A 21,471-nucleotide genomic window follows, 5' to 3' on the forward strand; every position below is an offset into this window, starting at 1 on the left:
CCCCCTAATAATTTGTTGGAAGTGGTTTAACCACTGGCTTCATTGCTTCAAATGGATTTCTACAGGCACTGCAATATAAGATACTTCTACATGCGGTAGGACCGAATACATTTTCCATGGACGTATAATCGGATTCACAGTACGGACAATTAACGGTCCATTCATCCCCTGGACGATAATTTTCCGGTGGAGGTGCGATTCCATGTTTTTTTAGCTCTTCTTTACCTTTCTCCGTTATCGAATCCGTAGACCATTGGATTTCTAGGGTGAATTTAACATTGCAAGCCTCGACCCAATCTAGCTCTTCTATTGCCTTTTTCACATTTAATTCAATAAAGTCTAGTGCTGGACACCCTGCAAATGTCGGTACCATTTGGATATTCACTTGACCAGAATCAATACGCACTTCATGAACCATTCCTAAATCATAGACACTAACAGAAGGGAGTTCAGGGTCATCAACTGTTTTTAATACAGAATATAATTCTTCTATTAAATCTTTTTCTTCACGCAATGTCTCGCCTCCTCTCCTTCAATTCTATTCCGTTGTTTCTTTGTACATGCCTTTACCAAGCTGCAGATTTATCACTATTGTAGACTTCTGCTAAAGTGTCTAAAGCTTGAACTAAGTCAGCAGTGTGCTCACCATTCCTGCCGCTACCGTACCTTTTACCAAGAGTAGCGTTAGGCACATCTAATAAGACTTCTGTAATTTCCTTTTGCCATCTATCTAATAATTCCTCTTCGCCAATCGTTATAAGATGGTGCTTTCTCATATCTGTAGCTAGGGTTCCTAGTTCTAAAACATCTCCAAACTCCTCCCACGCTTCCAGCACACGTTGTTTTATTTTATTTTTTGCCTCTTCCGTAGAGGATTGCAGCTGCTGTATCCACAATTTCCAATGTGCTAAATGGTAAGGATGCTCCATTAACACTTTTCTAGCAACATATGCTAGAGGCTGATACGAGCTGTTTGCAATCGCTTCCAATTTTGTTTTTTTGAATGTTTCATAGAAGAAGTTTCGCACCACAGCCAATGCCCAATCATAATAAGGATCCTCTAAATATTTCCCTTCCCCATTACGCTTTTCAAGATACGTACCATTACGACGTTCCTCTACTTTTCTACCATGGGCTAAATCATCTGCCTTTCCATCACCAAGTTCTTCTAGCAGATTGTAATACATTACCGCATGGCCCATTGTATTTTGTGTAATAGAAGAGTAAGCTACATCTTCTTCGACATGGGGGGCTAGCCCTAACCATTCAGCTCCTCTAAAGGAAATTAACAAATCATCATCTGCTAATTGATAAAGTAGTTCCTTTAAGGCCTTTAAATATTCTGGATTTTGTTTAGCTTGTTCTGCTGTCTCCACTATTGGATTCATTTTCGCTTCACCTCTTTCCAAGACATGATTTCTTTCTCATCTAACATGCCTTGTTCCTTCTCCTTCCATTTCTGCCTGAGATAGCCATATCCTTTTGTTGTACGATATTCCTTATTATCCAAACGTTTAGTCCAATTCTGTCTTTCTTCACTAGACATTTTGCGAACATCATTTTGCTTTACTACCCATATATCAATTACTTCTTCTCGGCGCATAAAGTTTTCTTGGGCCATCATCATTGCCATTTCCTTATTTGGTGCCAATAAACTAAATTGGTGTTGCATCGGTGCTTTATTACCTCTTCTACTAAACACCTCATACACCTGATAGAAGTCGGATTCCTTCGCCATTTTTGTTCCTCCCAACTTTTTTAAACGCTAACTGGTTCTGTTGCTAAGGCAGTTCTTACCCAACGATTATTTTCATACGCAATCTCTCTAAGACGTAATCGCTCTTTTGAACGTGGGCCTTTATTACGAATGATTTCTTTAAAGACTTCCCAGTCAGGTTGCTTGTAAATCCATTTTTCCTGTTCTTGATCATAACGAATGGTCTCATCCGGTACTGTCAGACCCAGCGAAAATACCCTCGGCATATACTTAGAAAGAAATGCTTGTCGCAACTCTTCATTCGTACTCTTTCGAATTTTATATTGAATCATAATATCTTGTTTAGAAGATCCAGTTGTCTCAGCAGAAGCAGGGCCAAAAAACATGAGAAGTGCTGGCCACCAACGATTTAATGATTCTTGTAAAATGTCCCTTTGATATTGGTTGCCTTCCGCAAGTGCCATGATAATTGATTCCCCATGTTGAGCATGAAACACTTCTTCTTGGCAAATACGTTGTAACGCGCGTTGATATGGACCATAGGAGGCATCTAGCATATTGGTTTGGGAAATGATCGCTGCACCATCTACCAACCAACCGACCATTCCTGCATCTGCCCAAGTCTTTGTTGGCATATGAAAGACATTATGAAATTTCAGGTCTCCATTTAATAAGTCCTCCATAATATTCTCCCTCGTCTTGCCGTATGGCTTCATTAAGTCCTCAGCAACGCGTAACAGAAGCTGGCCATGCCCCATCTCATCCTGAACCTTCGCCATAATCCCTAGCTTTCTTCTTAATGTAGGTGCTTTTGGCACCCATTCCTTCTCAGGTAATGCACCCATAATTTCCGATATTCCATGCATAGAGATTAGCTTAATCAATGCTTGACGATAATCCTCTGGCATCCAGTCATCGGCTTCGATTTTCTCTCCTGCCTCTATACGCGCCATAAATGCATCATATTTCTCTTGATCCTGTTCCACGTAAGCAGTTGTCTTGGAATCCCCATCTTCCACATAGTTATACATGGTACCACCCTTTCATAACGTTTCTTTAACGTTATCATAACAAAGTGTTATACTAATGACAATATGATAATTTCAAATTTTCTCAACAATGTACCAGAATATTGTTGTGAAGCATATTTAGTTGAATATATTCTATATATCTCCAAGTAAAGAATAACGGTATTTTAAATGACGTTATATTTCTATTAGTTTATAGACTAATAGTCAAATTTGTTTATTCCACTAGAAAACTATTATTTTCGAACTATTTTTGTTAAAATTCTTACTAATGGTAGTACCATCGATAAGATACTCTGTTCGCTCATTTTTTGTGCGATCAAAAGTATTAGTAGAGAGAGAGGAACCCTTTCATGGAAAATCAATTTAATACAAGATCAATGATTTTCACCCTTTTCGGTGATTACATAAGGCATTATGATAACGTCATCTGGACGGGTAGTTTAATTCGTTTGCTGGAGGAATTTGGGCATAATGAACAGTCGGTTCGAGCAGCACTATCTCGAATGAGTAAACAAGGATGGATACAGGCTGAAAAGGTAGGTAATAAAAGCTATTATTCTCTTACTGAACGTGGTCAAGCACGAATGGAAGAGGCTTCGAAGAGGATTTACAAAACAGAACATCCTTCGTGGGATGGACAATGGAGAATACTGGTTTATACGATTCCAGAAAACAAACGACATCTACGTGATGAATTACGAAAAGAATTGGTCTGGAGCGGATTTGGGTTGTTATCCAATAGTTGCTGGATAACACCAAACCCATTAGAAGAACAAGTTAATCGCTTAATTGAGAAATACGATATAAGTGAATACGTGTCTTTCTTCAACGCTTCCTATATTGGCAAGAATAGCCAAGATGAGCTAATTCAAAAATGTTGGAATCTTGATGAGGTAAATGAGAAGTACCAGTTATTTATACAGGAATATAGCCAAAAATATGTAATTGATAAGAATAAGATTGAGAAAGGCGAGCTGACAGATGGAAGCTGCTTTGTTAAGTCAGCAATGCTCGTCCACCAATATCGTAAATTTTTATTTATCGACCCGAACTTACCACAAGAATTATTACCTGCGAAATGGCTTGGTGATTCTGCAGCATCCTTGTTTAATGACTACTATAAAATGCTAACAGAACCAGCAAAACGTTTCTTTAAAGAAGTATTTGAACTGGGTGAGATAGATAAAATATTGAAGTAAAATATTAAGCACTAGGATGCTTTTCTCTCCTAGTGCTTTAAACAATTTATCCATTCCATTCTTCGGCTAAAATTGCGTAATAATATTCGTCCCACCAGTCCTCACCGTTTGGGATACACTTTTTGAAAAAACCCTCCCTCCTCATACCAATCTTCTCCATAACCCGATAGGATACGATGTTCTCCGGTTGACAAGTCGCTATTATTCTATGTAACTTCATCACTTCAAACCCGTGTTTTAGTATTGCACTTGCAGCTTCTGATGCATATCCTTTATTATAATATTTCGGATTAAACACCCAACCTATTTCATAGGTATGTTCACCGAAATATTTGTGGAATATGATATGACCTATCAAAGCATGATTTTCTTTTAGAATTACTGGAAAATACTTAGCTTTTTCATCGACATTCTCACTCACGAATTTCTTCGTATCTTCTTCTGAAGACGCTCCGTCTGGTATATACCTCATGACGGAATCAGCTGATGTATACTCATAAACACTTTTCCAATCATCATATTTAAAGTATCTTATCTGCAATCTTTCAGTTGTTATGTTCAAATTCCGCTTCCCCCATACAATATTCTATGCACACGTATTTTATCTAACAGTTGCTGATCTATTGCACTTCATGATTCAATTTCTATCTCCACAAATAAAGAGCCCAAATTGGCTCTTTATTTAGGAGGAATTTATACATCTAATGAATACCTTTTAGCAATAGTAAGCCGCACCAACAATAATTAGTAAGATAAACAGTACAACAATTAACACGAAACTATCATTATAACCATAGTTACTCACGAAGAGCCACCTCCAATTAGCTAATGGATACTATAAAATATTCATTTTTCCGCTAATTGCCTGGGCATGAATCCTGATATTGTGTAATTTATATGATGCTGTTTTTCTTTATTATAGTATGTTTGTACAGTTACAATCACTCATTTTTGCTGAATAAGTACTGAAGATACACAAGTAGCAACCTTCTTATCCTGTTGTATAAGATCTGCTGTAATATATGCCAAGGTTCTCCCAATCTTTTCAACTTTAGCTATGATGTCAATTTCTCCTTCAAATGCTGGACGATGAAACGTTGTATCTAAATCAATCGAAACAAACCCCTGTTGTTCCGTTAGTTTTGATGCGATAGCATATGCCATTAATATATCAGCCGCAGAGGATAAAAACCCTCCCATTACGACACCTAGACCATTTATGTATTTATTATCTACTTTCCATATCCCATTAGCAACACCATTTTCCGCAGAAATCACACTTACTTGCATCGTTAGGTCACACGGAGGCGGAATTAGCCCCCCAGTAACAACTTCCTGTAAATCCGTAATTGAGTATTTCATTATTTTCCATCTCCAATACTTTTTTATCTTGATATAAAATTTTATCTATCGTTATTAAAACGTTATTATGATAGTAAATCCCACTAGCGTTATTGTCAATACTATCTGAATTTAATCGGTAGTTTGTCTATTTTAATCATTTTGTTAACATGGTGTTACATGACGGAAAATCCCGCATTTACTAACTAAAATGTAGGAGAAGGGACTATAAGACGTAATATTTTGAATTTATATTGACTTTCTTTCTGATTATTTTTATTATTTATATATCAAATAATTATATCCCGTTTCAATTTCGTTATATATATTATCGTTAATTAATTTGATTTAAATTTCTAAAAAGGAGACATACAAATGAAAAAAGAAGAAATAGTTGATATGTTGATTATCGGCGCTGGACCTGTAGGACTTTTCACCGCTTTTTACGCCGGCATGCGTGAAGCCACTGTCAAACTGGTTGATAGTATGCCTGAGGTTGGTGGTCAATTATCCGCGTTATATCCGGATAAATACATCTATGATGTTGCTGGATTTCCCGGTGTAAAGGCGAAAGATTTAGTTCAAGAGTTGTATAAGCAAGCATTAACTTTTACCCCTACTATATGTTTAAATGAACAAGTCCAACAGATAACACCATTAGAAGACGGGACATTTGAGATTTACACCTCAAAGGCTATTCACTTATCTAGAAGTATCATTATCACAGCTGGCGCAGGGGCGTTTGAACCTAGAAGATTGAAAAACGCTAATGCAAAGGACTATGAAAATAAGACATTACACTACTTTGTAAATGATTTAGAACAATTCAGAGGAAAACGAGTACTAGTGTGCGGTGGCGGTGACTCCGCAGTTGATTGGGCATTAGCATTAGAACCCATTGCACAAGATGTTACGCTCATCCATCGCCGAGAAGACTTTCGGGCTCACGAAAGTAGTATATCAAACCTAAAAGCATCCTCCGTTACAATCCGTACACCATTTGAATTAGCCGAGTTACTGGGAAGTGCCGGACAACTACACCAGGCCATTATTCAAGAAGTGAAAGGTGCCAGAGAGGAAATCCTTGAGATTGATGATATTATTGTAAATTATGGCTTTATCACGAACATCGGACCTATTAAATCATGGGGGTTAGAAACCACCAAGAATGCAGTCACCGTAAACGGAAGGATGGAAACCAATATAAATGGGATATATGCCGCTGGAGACATATGTGGTTACGATGGAAAACCTAAATTAATTGCAACTGGATTCGGTGAGGCTACGATTGCTGTAAACCATGCAAAATCCTATCTAGATCCTAAAGCCAAACTCAGCGTACATAGCACCCACTTGTTTGCCTCGCCAAGTTAATTAGGTCACTATAAAGCTTATGGTTCCTAACACATAAAAAAAAGAGGATGCCTTTTTTCTTAGGCATCCTCTCATGTTACTTAAATCGACGAGTATCCACCTCATACCATTCCTTAGAGGATAAATTAACCCGATCGGATATTTTTTTGAATTGCGCTTTTGGTATTTTGACTTTAATATAATTTGCTTCTTCCTCTGACAGTCTTAGTTCACGAATAGTCCTGCCATCCTTAAATGATTCGAGTAAGAATTCATCAAATGCCTTCTTATTGGATAACACGATTCTCCCCTACTCTCCCGAAAGTTTTAGTACTTACCAATCGGTAATTTAGAACATACTGCTTGATTCTTTAGTTCTTTTCCAGAGTACGTAATAGCTCGATTGACTAGTACTTGCATAGCATCAACACAATAAGGTAATAAATTTGCTCCTATTTCAATACAAGAAAGCTCCGTACAGCCTAAAATTACACAATCACAGTCTTCAGTAGCGAGCATATTCTGAATGATCCGTTCAAACTCTGGGATGTTAATAGGCTTATCTGCTTTAAAATCATAAATGGTTTGCATAACCTGTTTTTGTCCATGCACATCTGGGATATGAGCTTTCATATTATATTTATGAAGTTCATCCTGATATATACCTGTATTTATCGTTCCATCAGTCGCTAAAATACCAACCTTTGCATCAGGACCATAGTTACTACGGATATAGTTCGCAGTCTCTTCAATCATATTAATAATTTTGATGTTAGTCATTGCTTGCATTTCATCAAAATAGTAATGTGAGGTATTACATGGAATGGCAATGTTGTCTACTCCTGCTACCTCAAATAATTCAAAATCTTTTTTAACCGCTTCTAGAAAAGGCTCTTTATTATCCTCTAGAATAGCTCTTGTCCGATCTGGAATGGTAGCATGGTTAAGAATAACCATATCTATATGGTCTTGGTCCTTACCTGCTACAGTATTCTCGATAACTCGATCAAAGAACAACGATGTTGCTGCCGGTCCCATTCCACCTAGTACGCCAAGCTTCTTTTGATTCACTAGTCCCACCTGCTTCGTTTCATGCTGTAATACATTACTTGATTTCTACATTTTCTTTATTTAATGCTTCTAGTGCGATTCCAGCACCATAATCCATCCCTTGACAGCCAGCGAGTAATACCAAATCACCATCAGTAGCCTTTTCCAATGCCTCACCAATAGCATCTGGTAGCTCATCAAATAAGTGTACTTTTATATTTGCCTTATCCATTACGTCTAGGAATGCTTTTACTTCTTCTTCTGTTACCTCATCCTTTGAAGTGGTATGGGAAACACTACGAGTGGCAATAACCTCATTCATCTTTAACTTTTCTGCCCACTCTACCATAACCTCTGCATTTTCGCGGTTGATAGTTGCACCTCTTTGCCCTCTAATTGCGTATACGACATGAAGATTCTCGTAATCCATGAAATCCAACGTCTGTAATGTCACATGAATGTTTCCAGGGTTAGCAAAGTGGTCATCAACGACTTTAATACCTTCTTCATGGATAAATTCAAATCTTCTTGGAACACCTGAAAATTCCTTCAACGTCTCTTGAATAGTTGGTATTCGCACCCCACTTATAAGGGCAATAGTAATAGCAACCATTGCATTGTAGACCGAGTGAAGACCTGGTACAGCTAATTCCACCTGAAATTCACTTGGTTCATAGTGAATACCATTTGCTTCAAAAGGCTTCAGGATTTCGACAGTAAATCTCCCTCTACCAGTTGATAAATCTAAATCTTTACAATGGATATAGCCATTTTTATTATTGATCCCAAAAGAGATAACTGTTGCCTCTGTTTTATCCACTAATGAAGCAGAATACGGATCGTCTAGATTTAAGACAGCGTAACTATTTTTTGAGGCATTTCTAATTAAGCTCGATTTTACCTCAAAGTATCTCTCGAACGTTCCGTGCATTTCCATATGTTCTTTACTCATATTATTCAATGAAACAATATCATACTCTACATCTTCCACACGATGCAATTCTAGTGCTGCAGAAGAGACTTCCATGGTCACATGTGTGACATCGTTATGCACCATATCATTCAAATAACGTTGTAAATCTAATGACTCTGGTGTTGTCAATTCTGCTGGGAAAGAATGGTCACCATTTTTCACCATTACTGTACCAATTAACCCTGTTCGGCGTCCTTCATTCTCTAATATAGCATTCGTCATATAGGAGGTAGTTGTTTTTCCATTCGTTGCTGTAATTCCTACCATCGTTAGCTTTGATGATGGCTTACCGTAAAACTTCGCGCCTAACTTAGCAAGAGCGATACGACTATCGGTTACCACATATTGTGGAATATCGATACCTTCTTGAATTTCCTCTACCACTGCTGCTGCCGCACCACGGCTCTCTGCATCCTTTAAGTACTTATGACCGTCTGTTTTATAACCTTTTATACATACAAATAGATCACCTTGGGTAACCTGTTGGGAGTGATAAGAAATTTTTTCAATCGCAATCTCTTCCACCTCTGTCTTATTCACTAGTTCAATTGCATTTAATAACTCTCTTAATTGCATCTCAACTACCTCCTAACCTTTCCTACGGCCTCCGAATAATTTACCGACCCTTGTTTTCATAAAAGCTAGTGCTGGCTTTGGATCTTGAATACTCCAAATTGCATATGCTTTAGGTCTAAAAAATGATTTTACAACTTCTGTTGATTTTAATTGACCTGTTTTAATATAATCCTTTACTGCTAAAAAGTCTTCATAACCATACCAGAAGGCACGATTAGTTGTCTCTGTAACCGATTTTGGTTCAAGTGGATCTCCAATCATTTCTCTATAGGTAATATAAGGGAAGTTTAAGCCGACTTTATAGAGTAAGTGATTGAAATTCGTAATACGTGCATTAATCTCTATTAGATAATACTCTCCAGATTCTTCATCCTTCTTAAACTCAATTTCAGCAAATCCTTTATAATTAATCCCCTCTAAAAACTTCGAACCAATTTCATATAATTCGGGGGTATACTTCTGAATAGTGTATACGGATGCCCCAAAATTAATAGGGTATTGTCTTAACTTTTGACATGTCGTCCAATGCGTAATGTTTGAATTTTGATCGAGATAAGCATCAAACGTATACATATGATCATCGAAACCTGGAATGATGCGCTGTACAAATACCTCTAGCTCTGCACTTTTAGCCTTTTCTAATGCTTCCTCTAATTCCGTCATATTATATACTTTAAAAATCTTCTTGCGAAAAGTCCGGACAAAGGTTGGGGAATCAAATGGCTTAACTAAACAAGGAAATTTAATTTCATTCTCAATTCTCTCCTTAAAGTTGGCGTCATTGATTCTAACCGTTTCCGGAACACGAACACCATGTTCAACCGCTAGTTGATGCAGTGTATCTTTATTCATTACTTTGGTTGCTAATCCTTGCTCTGTCTGCGGGATTAAATAATACTCTTTTATTTGATCCAAATGAGCATCAATTACTTCCAAATACGTATCATGGCAAGGAATTAGTACTGGCTGTGCATCCTGCTTTTTCGCAAAATCAATTAATGCATAAATAAACCTTTCTGTTTCTTCTTTATAATGTGGAACAATGATTTTCTCCGAACAATATTTAGACTCCGCTCCATATCGGTCCTCTTCTGAATAATCGACTGCAACCGTATGTACGCCTTCTTTTCCAAGACTTCTTATCGCACTTAATCCTATATAATAATTATTTCCTAAAACAACCGCTTTATGTTTCATATCCGATACTCCTATAAGGATGTTATTATCCTATTCAAGAATTTGTATTTTTATTAGTTCTATGTGCCTTCTCCATTATCGAAGACTCACTATTTTCTTATACTATATACCCTCATTATACGCATGTACAGAATTTACTTCAATAAGTCCAAGTTGTATTTTCTTATAGCTTATACCTAATAAATCCAAATATAGAAGAACGAATATCCCCCCTACTTTAAATGTTTCGGAACCTGTTTATCATGACTGTTATTTGTAACTTCTGTGAACAAATTATCCTGTAACTTTAGCGATTCAAATTGCTGTGTTATTTCTTTTACTTGTTTGCTGAACTCGGCAATGTCTTGATGGGCCGTTAACCAGCTATGCATTAGATCGATTAACTGCTGGAATTCCTTTTTTGTTACAGGCTGCGCTTCCTGTTTAAGTATATAACCAAGCTGTCCATTCGGCTCCAGCGTAGCATATTCTACATCTGATAGGGTTCGAACGTTCTTCTGGCGTAAGTTAGCTTCCAATTGATCAACCGTTAATCTTACCTTCCTTAAATTCTTTTCATTGATTGTACCATTATGAATTAATACTTTTGACTTTCCAGTTAGAAAGGTCTCAAAAAAATTTCCCTTTAACTCGGAGTACTCTATTAAAATTAGTGTTAATACAAGAACCGCCCCAACTCCAAATGTTACCCACAGACTTTTATCTGAAACAGGTTGAATTAATAATGAGCCGATACCAATCATAATGACCGTTTGTGGGAGGGTCATTTGCGAAATAGATTTTCTACCAGCAAATCTCAATAAAATCGTACCGGCAATAACAATTAGAATAGCCTTCCATATCCAATCGAAGTCCATCTTATCTCTCCTTTGATTACTGGGCTTATATCGTAATCTTTTGTAAGAAGAGATGGTCTTATTCATTTGCTTCTCCTATTCTCCAACAATAACAAAAACAAATTTTAAAATCATAGTAAATTATTTATATAGAAAAGCACCCTATAAAAGTAATTCGATACTCTAATAGGGTGCTCTCCTTGATAGGCGTGTACAATATGTTAAATGATTTGTTGTTTCTTAATTTGTTTACTTCTTAATTGGCCGCACGCAGCGTCAATATCTGCACCATTTTCCCAACGAACCCCACTGTTAATACCTTTACTTTTTAATGTTTCATGAAAGGCTTGAATAACTGCAGTTTCACTTCGTTGGTATTGATTATGTTCTTCCACGGAGTTATAAGGTATTAAATTCACATAGGATAAATGGCGTTTCTTATGCAATAATTTAGCAAGCTGTAACGCTTCTCCCTTATGGTCATTTACATCCCTGAGCATAATATATTCATAAGTGATTCGACGATTAGACTTTTCTAAATAATAGTCTACTGCCTTCATTAGTTTTTCAATTGGGAATGCTCTATTGATTTTCATGATACTTGTTCGAAGCTCATCATTAGGAGCATGTAGAGATATTGCTAGGTTCACCTGTAATCCTGTATCTGCAAATTCGTAAATCTTATGAGCAAGCCCACTTGTAGAAACCGTAATATGACGTTGACCAATTTTTAGGCCTTTCTCATCATTTACGACACGAATAAAGTTAACTAGGTTAGTAAAGTTATCAAACGGTTCTCCAATTCCCATTACAACGATATGACTAACACGTTCATCTTTCCCTTGTTCATCTAAATGTTTTTGCACCTTCATAATCTGCTCTACAATTTCACCACTGTCTAAGTCTCTACTTTTTCTTAAAAGACCGCTAGCACAGAAGGTACAACCGATATTACAACCAACCTGTGTTGTTACACACACAGAAAGACCATAGTTAAAACGCATAAGCACCGTTTCAATTAAGTTACCATCAGCTAATTTAAAAAGAAATTTTACCGTACCATCTTTCGAGACCTGTTTAATCTCTTCCTCTAATGTTTCAATAACAAAGTTTTCTTGTAACAGTTCAATGGTTTCTTTATTCACATTTTTCATTTCCGAAAAATCACGAACACGCTTTTTATAGAGCCAATCCCAGACCTGTTCAGCACGGAATCGCTTTTGACCTTTTTCCATTAACCATTCTGTTAATTGTTCGATGGTTAATCCATAAATTGATGATTTTACCATTATTTATTCCTCATCTCCAAATCACTATATCGAACTAGATTTCTAGTATTATCATTCCCTAAATTACTTTACTATCATACTTGATATAGTGTTTTGAATCAAACTTATTTTTATGGCAAAAATCCAGATAAATCTCATATAATCAGGGTAAATCCGTCTCCCCCATTAAGTAACGGTCACATTCACGTGCTACTTCTCTCCCTTCATGAATAGCCCATACAATTAAACTTTGTCCCCTGCGCATATCCCCTGCACAAAAAACTCCCTCCACATTAGTCCTATAGTCACCATATGTTGCTTTAACGGTGGAGTTAACATTCCGTTCGACTCGTAACTGACTTAATAACGCTTGTTCCGGTCCTTGAAATCCAATAGCTATTAAAACTAAGTCTGCTGGCCAAATTTTTTCTGTTCCAGGAATCTCTTCCCTTATTCTCTTACCTTGTTCATAACGCGTTCTCACGTTCACCGTATGAACTTCCTTAATATGACCTTGTTCATCTCCAACAAACTTCTTGGTAAGAACGGCAAAAGCTCTTGGATCCTTCCCTAATTTACTTGCAGCTTCCTTATGACCATACTCGATACGGTGGATAATCGGATATTGCGGCCAAGGATTACCATGTTCATTTCGCTTAGTGCTCTTTTTTTCATAAATATCAAATTGAACTAGACTCTTACAATTATGCCTAATAGCTGTTGCAAGACAGTCAGTCCCGGTATCACCTCCACCGATCACAATAACATTCTTGTCTTCGGCAGAGATATAATTTCCATCTGTCAGATCCGAGTCGAGTAAACTTTTTGTATTTTGATGAAGAAAGTCCATTGCATAACATACACCCTCGAGGTTTCCCCCCTCTACCTCCATTTCACGGTGTACGGTTGCTCCTCCCGCTAAAATGACTGCATCGTAATCTGCACTCACTTTTTCCACTGGATAGTCTAAACCTACCTCTGTATTTGTCTTAAACTTTATACCTTCCTGTTTCAATAGGTTAACTCTTCGTTCGACAATATGATAAGGCAATTTCATTTCTGGTATTCCATACGTTAGAAGTCCACCAACACGGTCGTCTCGCTCAAACACCGTTACAGAATGTCCTACTTTATTTAATTGTGCCGCTGCAGCTAACCCAGTTGGCCCTGATCCCACAATTGCCACACGTTTACCAGTTCTACTTATAGGTGGGGTTGGTTTTATCCAACCATTTTCAAAGCCTTTTTCTACGATTGCTCTTTCAATTGTTCTTATCGCCACAGGAGGTTCATTAATTCCAAGGACACATGCCCCCTCACAAGGTGCCGGACAAGCAATACCAGTAAATTCTGGGAAGTTATTTTTATTGTGCGCTCTCTTTAAAGCTTCCTTCCATTGTCCCTTATATACAAGATCAGCCCATTCTGGTATTAAGTGATTTAGCGGACACCCCGTCGTAACACCATTTAACTCCATTCCTATATGACAGGTAGGAACACCACAACTCATACAACGTGCACCTTGAATCTGTACATCCTTGTCATTCATTGGAGCCGTATAATCTTCCCAATCACGGACTCGTACAGATGGTTCTCTTTCACCACGATCTTTTCGTTTATACTCCATAAATCCCGTCCTTTTTCCCATCTGTTTCCTCCCTTCTTTTCTATAAATCTATTTTGACACCCTGTTTTTCTCTTTCCTTTTTCTTCAGCAGCCCTTGATGCATTTCTTGAAAGGCTTGCATCTCTGCTTCGTCCTTATTTACTCCATTTCCTAGCAACTCTTTCAATCTCCCTTGAATCGTTGCATAGTTTCTAGGAATGACACGGACAAATTTGCTTACAGTATTTTCCCAATAAGTTAAAATACGTTCTGCATAAATACTATTGGTATACCGAACATGCTTCTCTAGTAACTCATATAGTTCGTCTACTTCTGATAAGTCTTGCAATCCTTGAGCATGAACCATTTCATGGTTGACCTTATCTAAGAAGGATCCATCGACATCCAGTACATATGCCACTCCACCAGACATCCCTGCAGCAAAGTTTTTACCAGTTGGTCCTAAAACAACAACTCTTCCGCCGGTCATATATTCACAGGCATGGTCACCAACACCCTCTACTACGACATTTGCACCGCTGTTCCGTACACAAAACCGTTCGCCTGCAATTCCTCGGATAAATGCTTCTCCTGATGTTGCCCCATAGAATGCTACATTTCCGATAATGACATTCTTCTCAGGTTGGAATGTAACAATCGGATCTGGTTGAACAATTACCTTCCCTCCTGATAAACCCTTACCGACAAAATCATTTGCATCACCAATTAATCGTAACGTAATGCCCCTTGGTACATATGCTCCAAAACTCTGCCCTGCTGACCCACTAAAAGTCAGCTGGATATAATCATCCGGTAATCCTTTCTCACCAAACTTCTCCGTCACCAAACTTCCCAGAAGTGTCCCTGTGGATCGGTGGATATTGCGGATAGCAGTAGTAAAACTAACACTGCCTAACCCCTCAAGAGCTTTTGTACAACTTGGAATTATCTCCTGAAAGTCCAGTGTCTTTTCGATACCATGATTCTGTTTCGTTTGTTGATATTTTGCTCTTTTCCCGTTCACTGGTTGATATAATAAAGCAGATAGATCTATATTCTTTGCCTTCCAGTGATTAATTTTTGGTTAGGTTCTAAGACATCAGTTCGACCTACCATTTCATTAATAGTACGAAAGCCAAGTTCCGCCATTATTTCTCGCGTTTGCCTTGCAATAAAACGCATAAAGTTCACAACATGTTCTGGTTTCCCAGCGAATCTCTTCCGTAACGCTGGATTTTGAGTAGCGATACCAACAGGACAAGTATCCAAATGACAAACTCGCATCATGACACATCCTAATGCTACAAGTGGGGCAGTTGAAAAGCCAAACTCTTCCGCACCAAGCAAAGCAGCTATGACCACATCTCTTCCGGTCATCATTTTTCCATCTGCCTCAATAGCAACCCTATCTCTTAAACCGTTTAACAATAAGGTTTGATGTGTTTCGGCTAACCCAATCTCCCACGGTAAACCGGCATGTTTAAGACTGGTATAAGGTGCAGCTCCTGTCCCTCCATCATATCCACTGATTAGAACATGGTCTGCGCGTCCCTTAACAACACCGGCAGCTATCGTTCCTACGCCAACTGCTGAAACTAATTTCACACTAATTCTCGCATTAGGATTTGCGTTTTTTAAATTAAAGATTAATTCCGCTAAATCTTCAATGGAATATATATCATGATGCGGTGGTGGTGATATTAACTCAACACCAGGGGTGGAACCTCTTACTTCCGCTACCCATGGATATACCTTATTGCCTGGCAAATGCCCTCCTTCTCCAGGCTTGGCCCCTTGTGCTACTTTAATTTGTATCTCCTCTGCATTCACTAAGTAATGACTCGTAACACCGAATCTACCTGAGGCAACCTGCTTAACAGCACTTCTTCGCAAGTCGCCATTTGAATCTGGTTGATAACGCACAGCAGATTCGCCACCCTCACCAGAATTACTTTTTCCGCCGATTCGGTTCATCGCAATAGCCAATGATTCATGTGCTTCTTTACTAATGGCTCCGAAAGACATAGCTCCAGTTTTAAAGCGGCGACAAATGGATTCTACGGATTCCACTTCATCAATTGGAATTGGATTTCGCTTTTTAAATTTTAATAATCCTCGCAGTGATTGTAGGTTTTCCTTCTCATCTGTAATTAACTTCGTATACGTTTTAAACAACTGATAATCGCCAGACCGTACGGCATGTTGAAGCATGTATATCGTTTTCGGATTATATTGGTGATCCTCGCCATTCGAGCGGTACTGAAAATCGTCACCTACTTCTAAAGATAAATCACTATCACGATATTCCTTAAAAGCTCTCTGATGTCTCATGATAACTTCTTGTTGGATAATATCTAAGCCTATCCCTCCAATGCGAGAGGCTGTACCAGTAAAGTATGAACCAATCACCTTATTGGAAATCCCTACCGCTTCAAATATCTGTGCACCTTGGTAACTCTGGATGGTAGAGATCCCCATTTTAGAAATCACCTTCACGATTCCATCTGTAACGGTATGAATATAATTCGTAATTGCCTGTTCTACCGTCAGCGCACCAAGTTGCCCCTTTTCTGCCAAGGAATCAAATGTATCGATTGCTAGATAGGGGTTAATTCCTTCTGCTCCATATCCAAGCAGTGTCGCAAAATGATGAACTTCTCTTGGCTCCCCTGATTCTAAAAGGATACTAACCTTTGTTCGTACACCTTGTCGCATTAAGTAATGATGTAATCCACTTACTGCAAGCAAAGAGGGAATGGCTCCTTTCGTTTTGGAGACACCGCGGTCAGATAAAATCAAAAATGTTACACCTTCTCGGATATGTTTATCAGCCTGAGCAAATATTTCCTGCAATACTTGCTCTAAATCTAAACCTGTATTCAAACCAAATAGGATAGAAATAGTGGCAGAGCGATATCCGTGAACTCTATTTTTACGGAGCTTTTCTAACTCTCTATTCGTTAGTATTGGGGTATGCAATCGAATCCTTTTACAGCTTTCTGGACCTGCTGAGACTAGATTGCCCTTAGGACCAATACTAGTCGTTGCCATCGTAACTATTTTTTCTCGAATAGCATCGATTGGAGGATTTGTAACTTGAGCAAATAATTGCTTAAAATAATCAAATAGTAGTCTAGGTTTTTGGGATAGAACGGCTAGCGGTGCATCATACCCCATCGAACCGATAGGGTCTTTCCTTTCTGTTACTAGTGGTATTAAAATCTTGTCTAGTTCCTCTTGAGAATATCCAAATGCAATTTGTTGTTTTAGTAATTTCTCGCCTTGAAAAGAAGGGGATTGATTTGGCGAATCTGGAATATCGTGAATATCCTTTAACTCCATTAACCACTCTTTATAAGGTTTCTGCGTTGCTATCTGCATTTTGATAGTTTCATCAGGAATAATAATTCCTTTCCCTATGTCTACCAATAGCATCTTACCTGGCTCGAGCCGACTTTTAAACAAGATATCATCAGCAAATATATCTAATGCACCAACTTCTGAGCCAAGAACGATCATGCCACTTTTGGTTACATAATATCTCGCTGGTCTCAAACCATTTCGATCCAGACAGGCACCAATTTGTACACCATCTGTGTAAACCAGTGCACTTGGTCCATCCCATGGCTCCATTAGAGTACTATGATATTCATAAAAATCTCTTCTTTCATCTGATAAATTAGGATTATTTGACCAGGGCTCCGGAATCATCATCATAGCTGTATGAGCTAAGGAAAAACCGGATAGATGTAAAAATTCAAAAGTATTGTCAAAAATGGAGGAGTCACTTCCATCCGCATCATTAACTGGCAAGATTTTTTCCAGTTCCTTTTCATCAAAAAAATCCGAACGACATAGTTTTTCACGTGCATGCATCCAATTAACATTTCCACGAATGGTATTAAACTCTCCATTATGAATGGTATACCGGTTTGGATGCGCTCGCTTCCAGCTCGGAAATGTATTCGTACTAAAACGCGAATGCACTAAAGCTAATGCGGATTTAAATTCAGGGTGGTTTAAATCAATGTAGAAGGAACCTAATTGCTCTGGTATTAGCATTCCTTTATAAACGATAGTTCGTGAAGATAAGCTACATATGTAAGTATCATGATATGTGGAGTGTTGATTTATTACGTTCTCAATTCTTTTACGAATAATAAATAGTTTGCGTTCAAAACTCAAGGGGTCGTTAAGGTCCTTTGATTTTCCAATAAAACCTTGTCGGATGGTTGGTTTACTTTCTGAAGCAACTCTCCCGATGAAGGAATCATTAAGTGGTACTGGCCGCCACCCGAGAAATGTCTGCCCTTCCTCTTCCACGATTGATTCAATGATGCTTTTGCATTCCATCCTTTTATCTAAATCATTCGGAAGAAAGATCATGGCAACAGCATAATCACCTTCCTGCGGTAAAGAAAATCCCTCTTTCATACACTGCTTTTGGAAAAATCGATCCGGTATTTGCGTAAGTATTCCTGCCCCGTCACCAGTACTCGTATCTGCTGATTGTCCGCCTCTATGCTCTAGATTACAAAGCATTGTAATGGCATTATGAACTATATTATGTGTTTTTTTCCCATTTATATTGGCAATCATCCCGATACCACAGGCTTCATGCTCAAATTCTGGACTGTATAACCCCTGTTCTACAGGGTATTCGCTTCTTGACATATATTAGCTCCTTTCCAATTGTCACCTTTAACTAAATAACGGTATTAAGTATTATAACAAAATTACAGTTAATACACAATATTCAGAAATCTATAATTATACAAATCCTTTTATATCAATAGATGTAAACGGTAACATTTCCTGACAAAAATTCTTTTTTAAGCGAAATATTGGACTATGATCATCAAAATAATTATCATTGCTTACTAAGAAGTACTTGAAGGAGTGAACTAATTTGATTACCAATCCAGCGAAAAAATTTCAACATATACCTCTTTCTGTTCTAGACCTCGCACCAATAACGGAAGGGAGTAATGCGAGTGAGTCTTTTAAAAACAGTGTAGAATTGGCACAACATGTGGAAAAATGGGGATTCAACCGTTACTGGTTAGCGGAACACCACAACATGCCGGGAATTGCCAGTAGTGCAACCTCTGTTGTCATTGGTCATATTGCAGGCGCAACGAATCATATTCGCGTAGGGGCGGGTGGGGTGATGCTCCCAAATCACGCAACATTAGTAATAGCTGAGCAATTCGGAACCCTAGAAGCATTATATCCGGGAAGAATTGATCTTGGCTTAGGGAGAGCACCTGGTAGTGATCAGGCAACTGCTTATGCCCTTAGAAGAACTTTGAACATGAGTGTAGAGGATTTTCCAATGCAAGTTACGGAGCTACAAGATTACTTCTCGGACGAACCCGTCTCTCGAGTTAAAGCCATTCCTGGACAAGGTGCTAGGGTGCCAATTTGGTTATTAGGATCAAGTGGCTTTAGTGCTCAATTAGCAGCACAAAAAGGATTACCATTCTCATTCGCAAGTCATTTTGCACCTGCCTATCTCTTCCAGGCATTGAAACTATATCGCGATAACTTTAAACCATCTGAAGTATTGGATAAACCATATGTCATGTTGGGCATTAATGTCATTGCAGCAGATACAAATGAGAAGGCGAAATTCATAGCAACATCTCAGCAGCAGCAATTCCTAAGCTTACGCCGAGGTAGCCCAGGGAAACTACAACCGCCTGTTGATAATCTGAAGGAACTATATTCTCCTATGGAGATTGCAGCGGTAAACGAGACTCTAGATTCGAAGACAACCATCGTCGGAGACCGGGAAACTGTCAAACAAGGACTAACAAGTTTTATTGAGGAAACACAAGCTGATGAGCTTATCATCGGCTCACAAATATTCCATCAAGTGGACCGCTTACGATCATTTGAAATAGTGGCTGAGTTGATGGATTGATGACGTTGCACACAGCAGACATATCTGCTGTGTGTTAACTCTTTATTCATCTTTAATCACTAAACCGAGTAACCTTGCAAATCCGAGTGCCTGTTGTGGAGAAACTATACATCCTTGCATACTTTCTAACGATGCCTGCAATTTATCAAACTTACACGTCGTCAAGTCTACTCCTTCTAATTTCGTATTAGCAAAATTAGATTCATCAATATCGCATGTGTCGAAATCTACCTTCTGAAACTTACATTCATAGAAATCACTATTTTTCATCATACATTCGGAAAATCTGACTTGCTTTAATTTCGAATAGCTGAAAGAACTTAAACTAACCTGACAATTATCAAATAGAACATTCCCCAAAGAAGACTCTGGCATCATAATACCAGTTAACTTAGATCGTTTAAATTCCACTCGGTGAATACTAGAATTGGTAAAGTCTACATTCGAAAAATCACAACGATCCATGACACAATCAGTGAATTCGACGTTGGTAAAGTCACTTCCTTCAAAAGTTACTCGCTCCAATATTACCTGGTCAAATGCGAGCCTATTCATATCATTCTTCGTAATCACGCAATCTCTAAATGTACAGGAATGATAATAGCCTGAGTCATTTAGCTCAAAATCTTCTTCTGGTAAATCTTCTGGAATCTTTGGCTTATCTAATTTAAATGGCTTCATCTACTTTACTCCCCAACTTGTTTTATTCCTTTAAGTATAGATGTTAACCAATAGCTTGTATAGTTACTAAAAACAGTCCTAGAACCACTAGGACTGTTTCTTTCTTAACTACCAGCAATCTTTTGAGCTATTTCAACTGTTCTTTTTGCCTGATGCTTGACAGCAGCTTGAACATCTTCTACCATTTTACCGTCTTGCCCCTGTGACACACTTGTTCCGTAAGGGTTACCTCCTGCGCCAAATAATACTGGATCTGTGTATCCTGGAGGAACTAGGATTGCACCCCAGTGCATCATGGAAGTATATAATGCAAGAATGGTCGCTTCTTGACCACCATGTGGATTTTGCGCAGAAGTCATTGCACTTACTACCTTATTTACTGTTTTACCAGAAGCCCATAGTCCACCTTGTAAATCAAGGAATTGCTTCATTTGTGATGGGATATTCCCAAATCGAGTTGGCACACTGAAGATGATTGCATCTGCCCATTCAATATCATCAGATGTTGCTTCTGGTACATCCTTTGTTGCCTCATAGTGTTCCTTCCAGGCCGGGTTAGAAAAGATAGCTGCTTCAGGTGCAAGCTCTGGAACTTTTACTACTTTCACCTCGGCACCGGCATCTTTCCCTGCTTCTTCAGCCCACTTTGCAAGCTGATAATTTATTCCTGTAGAACTGTAATAGATTACTGCAAGCTTTACCATTGTCATTCTCCTT

General features: G+C 38.3%; 19 protein-coding genes and 1 pseudogene. 3 read left to right on the plus strand and 17 right to left on the minus strand.

From position 1 onward, the window contains the following. Positions 1-4: 4 nt before the first annotated feature. Genes paaD through paaA form a run of 4 tightly spaced genes read right to left on the minus strand, consistent with a single transcriptional unit; the run spans position 5 to position 2,748 of the window. Complete coding sequence (paaD, locus tag G5W_RS0114575) at positions 5-514, minus strand: 1,2-phenylacetyl-CoA epoxidase subunit PaaD (protein ID WP_010097794.1); 510 nt, start codon at positions 512-514, stop codon at positions 5-7. 52 nt (positions 515-566) lie between these two features. Continuing rightward, positions 567-1,388, minus strand: coding sequence for a 1,2-phenylacetyl-CoA epoxidase subunit PaaC (paaC, locus tag G5W_RS0114580; RefSeq protein ID WP_010097795.1), 822 nt, complete (start codon positions 1,386-1,388; stop codon positions 567-569). Next, positions 1,385-1,738, minus strand: a complete 354-nt coding sequence (gene paaB, locus G5W_RS0114585) for a 1,2-phenylacetyl-CoA epoxidase subunit PaaB (protein ID WP_010097796.1) — start codon at positions 1,736-1,738, stop codon at positions 1,385-1,387. The genes paaC and paaB overlap by 4 nt, the downstream gene beginning before the upstream one ends. Before the next feature lie 20 nt (positions 1,739-1,758). Next, positions 1,759-2,748, minus strand: coding sequence for a 1,2-phenylacetyl-CoA epoxidase subunit PaaA (paaA, locus tag G5W_RS0114590; RefSeq protein ID WP_010097798.1), 990 nt, complete (start codon positions 2,746-2,748; stop codon positions 1,759-1,761). A 350-nt stretch (positions 2,749-3,098) separates the two neighbouring features. Here paaA and paaX point away from each other — a divergent pair, with 350 nt between their 5' ends. Further along, positions 3,099-3,947: a phenylacetic acid degradation operon negative regulatory protein PaaX gene (gene paaX / locus G5W_RS0114595; RefSeq protein WP_010097799.1), complete on the plus strand. Its 849-nt coding sequence runs from the start codon at positions 3,099-3,101 to the stop codon at positions 3,945-3,947. Between the two features lie 46 nt (positions 3,948-3,993). Here paaX and G5W_RS0114600 read toward each other — a convergent pair whose 3' ends face one another. From G5W_RS0114600 to G5W_RS0114605, 3 genes are all read right to left on the minus strand, one after another. After that, positions 3,994-4,509, minus strand: a complete 516-nt coding sequence (locus G5W_RS0114600; protein ID WP_010097801.1) for a GNAT family N-acetyltransferase — start codon at positions 4,507-4,509, stop codon at positions 3,994-3,996. A 153-nt stretch (positions 4,510-4,662) separates the two neighbouring features. After that, on the minus strand, positions 4,663-4,752 hold the full coding sequence (locus G5W_RS23380; RefSeq protein ID WP_081472475.1) for a YjcZ family sporulation protein: 90 nt from the start codon (positions 4,750-4,752) through the stop codon (positions 4,663-4,665). A gap of 140 nt (positions 4,753-4,892) precedes the next feature. Further along, positions 4,893-5,309: a PaaI family thioesterase gene (locus tag G5W_RS0114605; protein ID WP_010097802.1), complete on the minus strand. Its 417-nt coding sequence runs from the start codon at positions 5,307-5,309 to the stop codon at positions 4,893-4,895. Between the two features lie 354 nt (positions 5,310-5,663). Here G5W_RS0114605 and G5W_RS0114610 point away from each other — a divergent pair, with 354 nt between their 5' ends. After that, the gene (locus tag G5W_RS0114610) at positions 5,664-6,662 is read left to right on the plus strand and encodes an NAD(P)/FAD-dependent oxidoreductase (RefSeq protein WP_010097804.1); all 999 of its coding nucleotides are present in this window, start codon (positions 5,664-5,666) and stop codon (positions 6,660-6,662) included. A 76-nt stretch (positions 6,663-6,738) separates the two neighbouring features. On the opposite strand, the gene G5W_RS0114615 is transcribed toward G5W_RS0114610, so the two are convergent. From G5W_RS0114615 to gltB, 8 genes and pseudogenes are all read right to left on the minus strand, one after another. Beyond that, positions 6,739-6,942, minus strand: coding sequence for a hypothetical protein (locus tag G5W_RS0114615; RefSeq protein ID WP_010097806.1), 204 nt, complete (start codon positions 6,940-6,942; stop codon positions 6,739-6,741). Between the two features lie 26 nt (positions 6,943-6,968). Beyond that, positions 6,969-7,712: a cysteate racemase gene (gene cuyB, locus G5W_RS0114620; RefSeq protein ID WP_010097808.1), complete on the minus strand. Its 744-nt coding sequence runs from the start codon at positions 7,710-7,712 to the stop codon at positions 6,969-6,971. 34 nt (positions 7,713-7,746) lie between these two features. Further along, positions 7,747-9,240 (minus strand): Mur ligase family protein, encoded by a 1,494-nt coding sequence (locus G5W_RS0114625; RefSeq protein ID WP_010097810.1) that lies wholly within the window; start codon positions 9,238-9,240, stop codon positions 7,747-7,749. 12 nt (positions 9,241-9,252) lie between these two features. Continuing rightward, complete coding sequence (locus G5W_RS0114630; protein WP_010097811.1) at positions 9,253-10,437, minus strand: carboxylate--amine ligase; 1,185 nt, start codon at positions 10,435-10,437, stop codon at positions 9,253-9,255. Between the two features lie 212 nt (positions 10,438-10,649). Further along, on the minus strand, positions 10,650-11,294 hold the full coding sequence (locus tag G5W_RS0114635) for a DUF421 domain-containing protein (protein WP_010097812.1): 645 nt from the start codon (positions 11,292-11,294) through the stop codon (positions 10,650-10,652). A 200-nt stretch (positions 11,295-11,494) separates the two neighbouring features. Beyond that, entirely contained in the window at positions 11,495-12,562 is a 1,068-nt protein-coding gene (gene rlmN, locus G5W_RS0114640) for a dual-specificity RNA methyltransferase RlmN (RefSeq protein ID WP_010097813.1), read from the minus strand. Positions 12,563-12,704: 142 nt separating this feature from the next. Beyond that, on the minus strand, positions 12,705-14,189 hold the full coding sequence (locus tag G5W_RS0114645; protein ID WP_010097814.1) for a glutamate synthase subunit beta: 1,485 nt from the start codon (positions 14,187-14,189) through the stop codon (positions 12,705-12,707). A 19-nt stretch (positions 14,190-14,208) separates the two neighbouring features. Beyond that, a pseudogene (gene gltB, locus G5W_RS22360) lies at positions 14,209-18,821 on the minus strand (glutamate synthase large subunit). Positions 18,822-19,056: 235 nt separating this feature from the next. Here gltB and G5W_RS0114655 point away from each other — a divergent pair. After that, positions 19,057-20,073: an LLM class flavin-dependent oxidoreductase gene (locus G5W_RS0114655; protein ID WP_010097815.1), complete on the plus strand. Its 1,017-nt coding sequence runs from the start codon at positions 19,057-19,059 to the stop codon at positions 20,071-20,073. Between the two features lie 42 nt (positions 20,074-20,115). Here G5W_RS0114655 and G5W_RS0114660 read toward each other — a convergent pair whose 3' ends face one another. Both G5W_RS0114660 and wrbA read right to left on the minus strand, forming a co-directional pair. Further along, positions 20,116-20,754 carry a pentapeptide repeat-containing protein gene (locus G5W_RS0114660; protein ID WP_010097817.1) on the minus strand — a complete coding sequence of 213 codons (639 nt, stop codon included), beginning with the start codon at positions 20,752-20,754 and terminating at the stop codon, positions 20,116-20,118. 104 nt (positions 20,755-20,858) lie between these two features. Beyond that, the gene (wrbA, locus tag G5W_RS0114665; protein ID WP_029191148.1) at positions 20,859-21,464 is read right to left on the minus strand and encodes an NAD(P)H:quinone oxidoreductase; all 606 of its coding nucleotides are present in this window, start codon (positions 21,462-21,464) and stop codon (positions 20,859-20,861) included. Positions 21,465-21,471: the final 7 nt, after the last annotated feature.

Origin of the sequence: Ornithinibacillus scapharcae TW25, assembly GCF_000190475.1 — a bacterium.
In the GTDB taxonomy this organism is placed as follows: Bacteria; Bacillota; Bacilli; order Bacillales; family Amphibacillaceae; genus Ornithinibacillus; species Ornithinibacillus scapharcae.

Coding starts and splice junctions, on each gene's coding strand:
- paaC (WP_010097795.1), bottom strand. CDS start 1,388: ATGAATCCAATAGTGGAGACAGCAGAACAAGCTAAACAAAATCCAGAA.
- paaB (WP_010097796.1), bottom strand. CDS start 1,738: ATGGCGAAGGAATCCGACTTCTATCAGGTGTATGAGGTGTTTAGTAGA.
- paaA (WP_010097798.1), bottom strand. CDS start 2,748: ATGTATAACTATGTGGAAGATGGGGATTCCAAGACAACTGCTTACGTG.
- paaX (WP_010097799.1), top strand. CDS start 3,099: ATGGAAAATCAATTTAATACAAGATCAATGATTTTCACCCTTTTCGGT.
- G5W_RS0114605 (WP_010097802.1), bottom strand. CDS start 5,309: ATGAAATACTCAATTACGGATTTACAGGAAGTTGTTACTGGGGGGCTA.
- G5W_RS0114610 (WP_010097804.1), top strand. CDS start 5,664: ATGAAAAAAGAAGAAATAGTTGATATGTTGATTATCGGCGCTGGACCT.
- G5W_RS0114625 (WP_010097810.1), bottom strand. CDS start 9,240: ATGCAATTAAGAGAGTTATTAAATGCAATTGAACTAGTGAATAAGACA.
- G5W_RS0114630 (WP_010097811.1), bottom strand. CDS start 10,437: ATGAAACATAAAGCGGTTGTTTTAGGAAATAATTATTATATAGGATTA.
- G5W_RS0114635 (WP_010097812.1), bottom strand. CDS start 11,294: ATGGACTTCGATTGGATATGGAAGGCTATTCTAATTGTTATTGCCGGT.
- rlmN (WP_010097813.1), bottom strand. CDS start 12,562: ATGGTAAAATCATCAATTTATGGATTAACCATCGAACAATTAACAGAA.
- G5W_RS0114645 (WP_010097814.1), bottom strand. CDS start 14,189: ATGGGAAAAAGGACGGGATTTATGGAGTATAAACGAAAAGATCGTGGT.
- G5W_RS0114660 (WP_010097817.1), bottom strand. CDS start 20,754: ATGAAGCCATTTAAATTAGATAAGCCAAAGATTCCAGAAGATTTACCA.
- wrbA (WP_029191148.1), bottom strand. CDS start 21,464: ATGACAATGGTAAAGCTTGCAGTAATCTATTACAGTTCTACAGGAATA.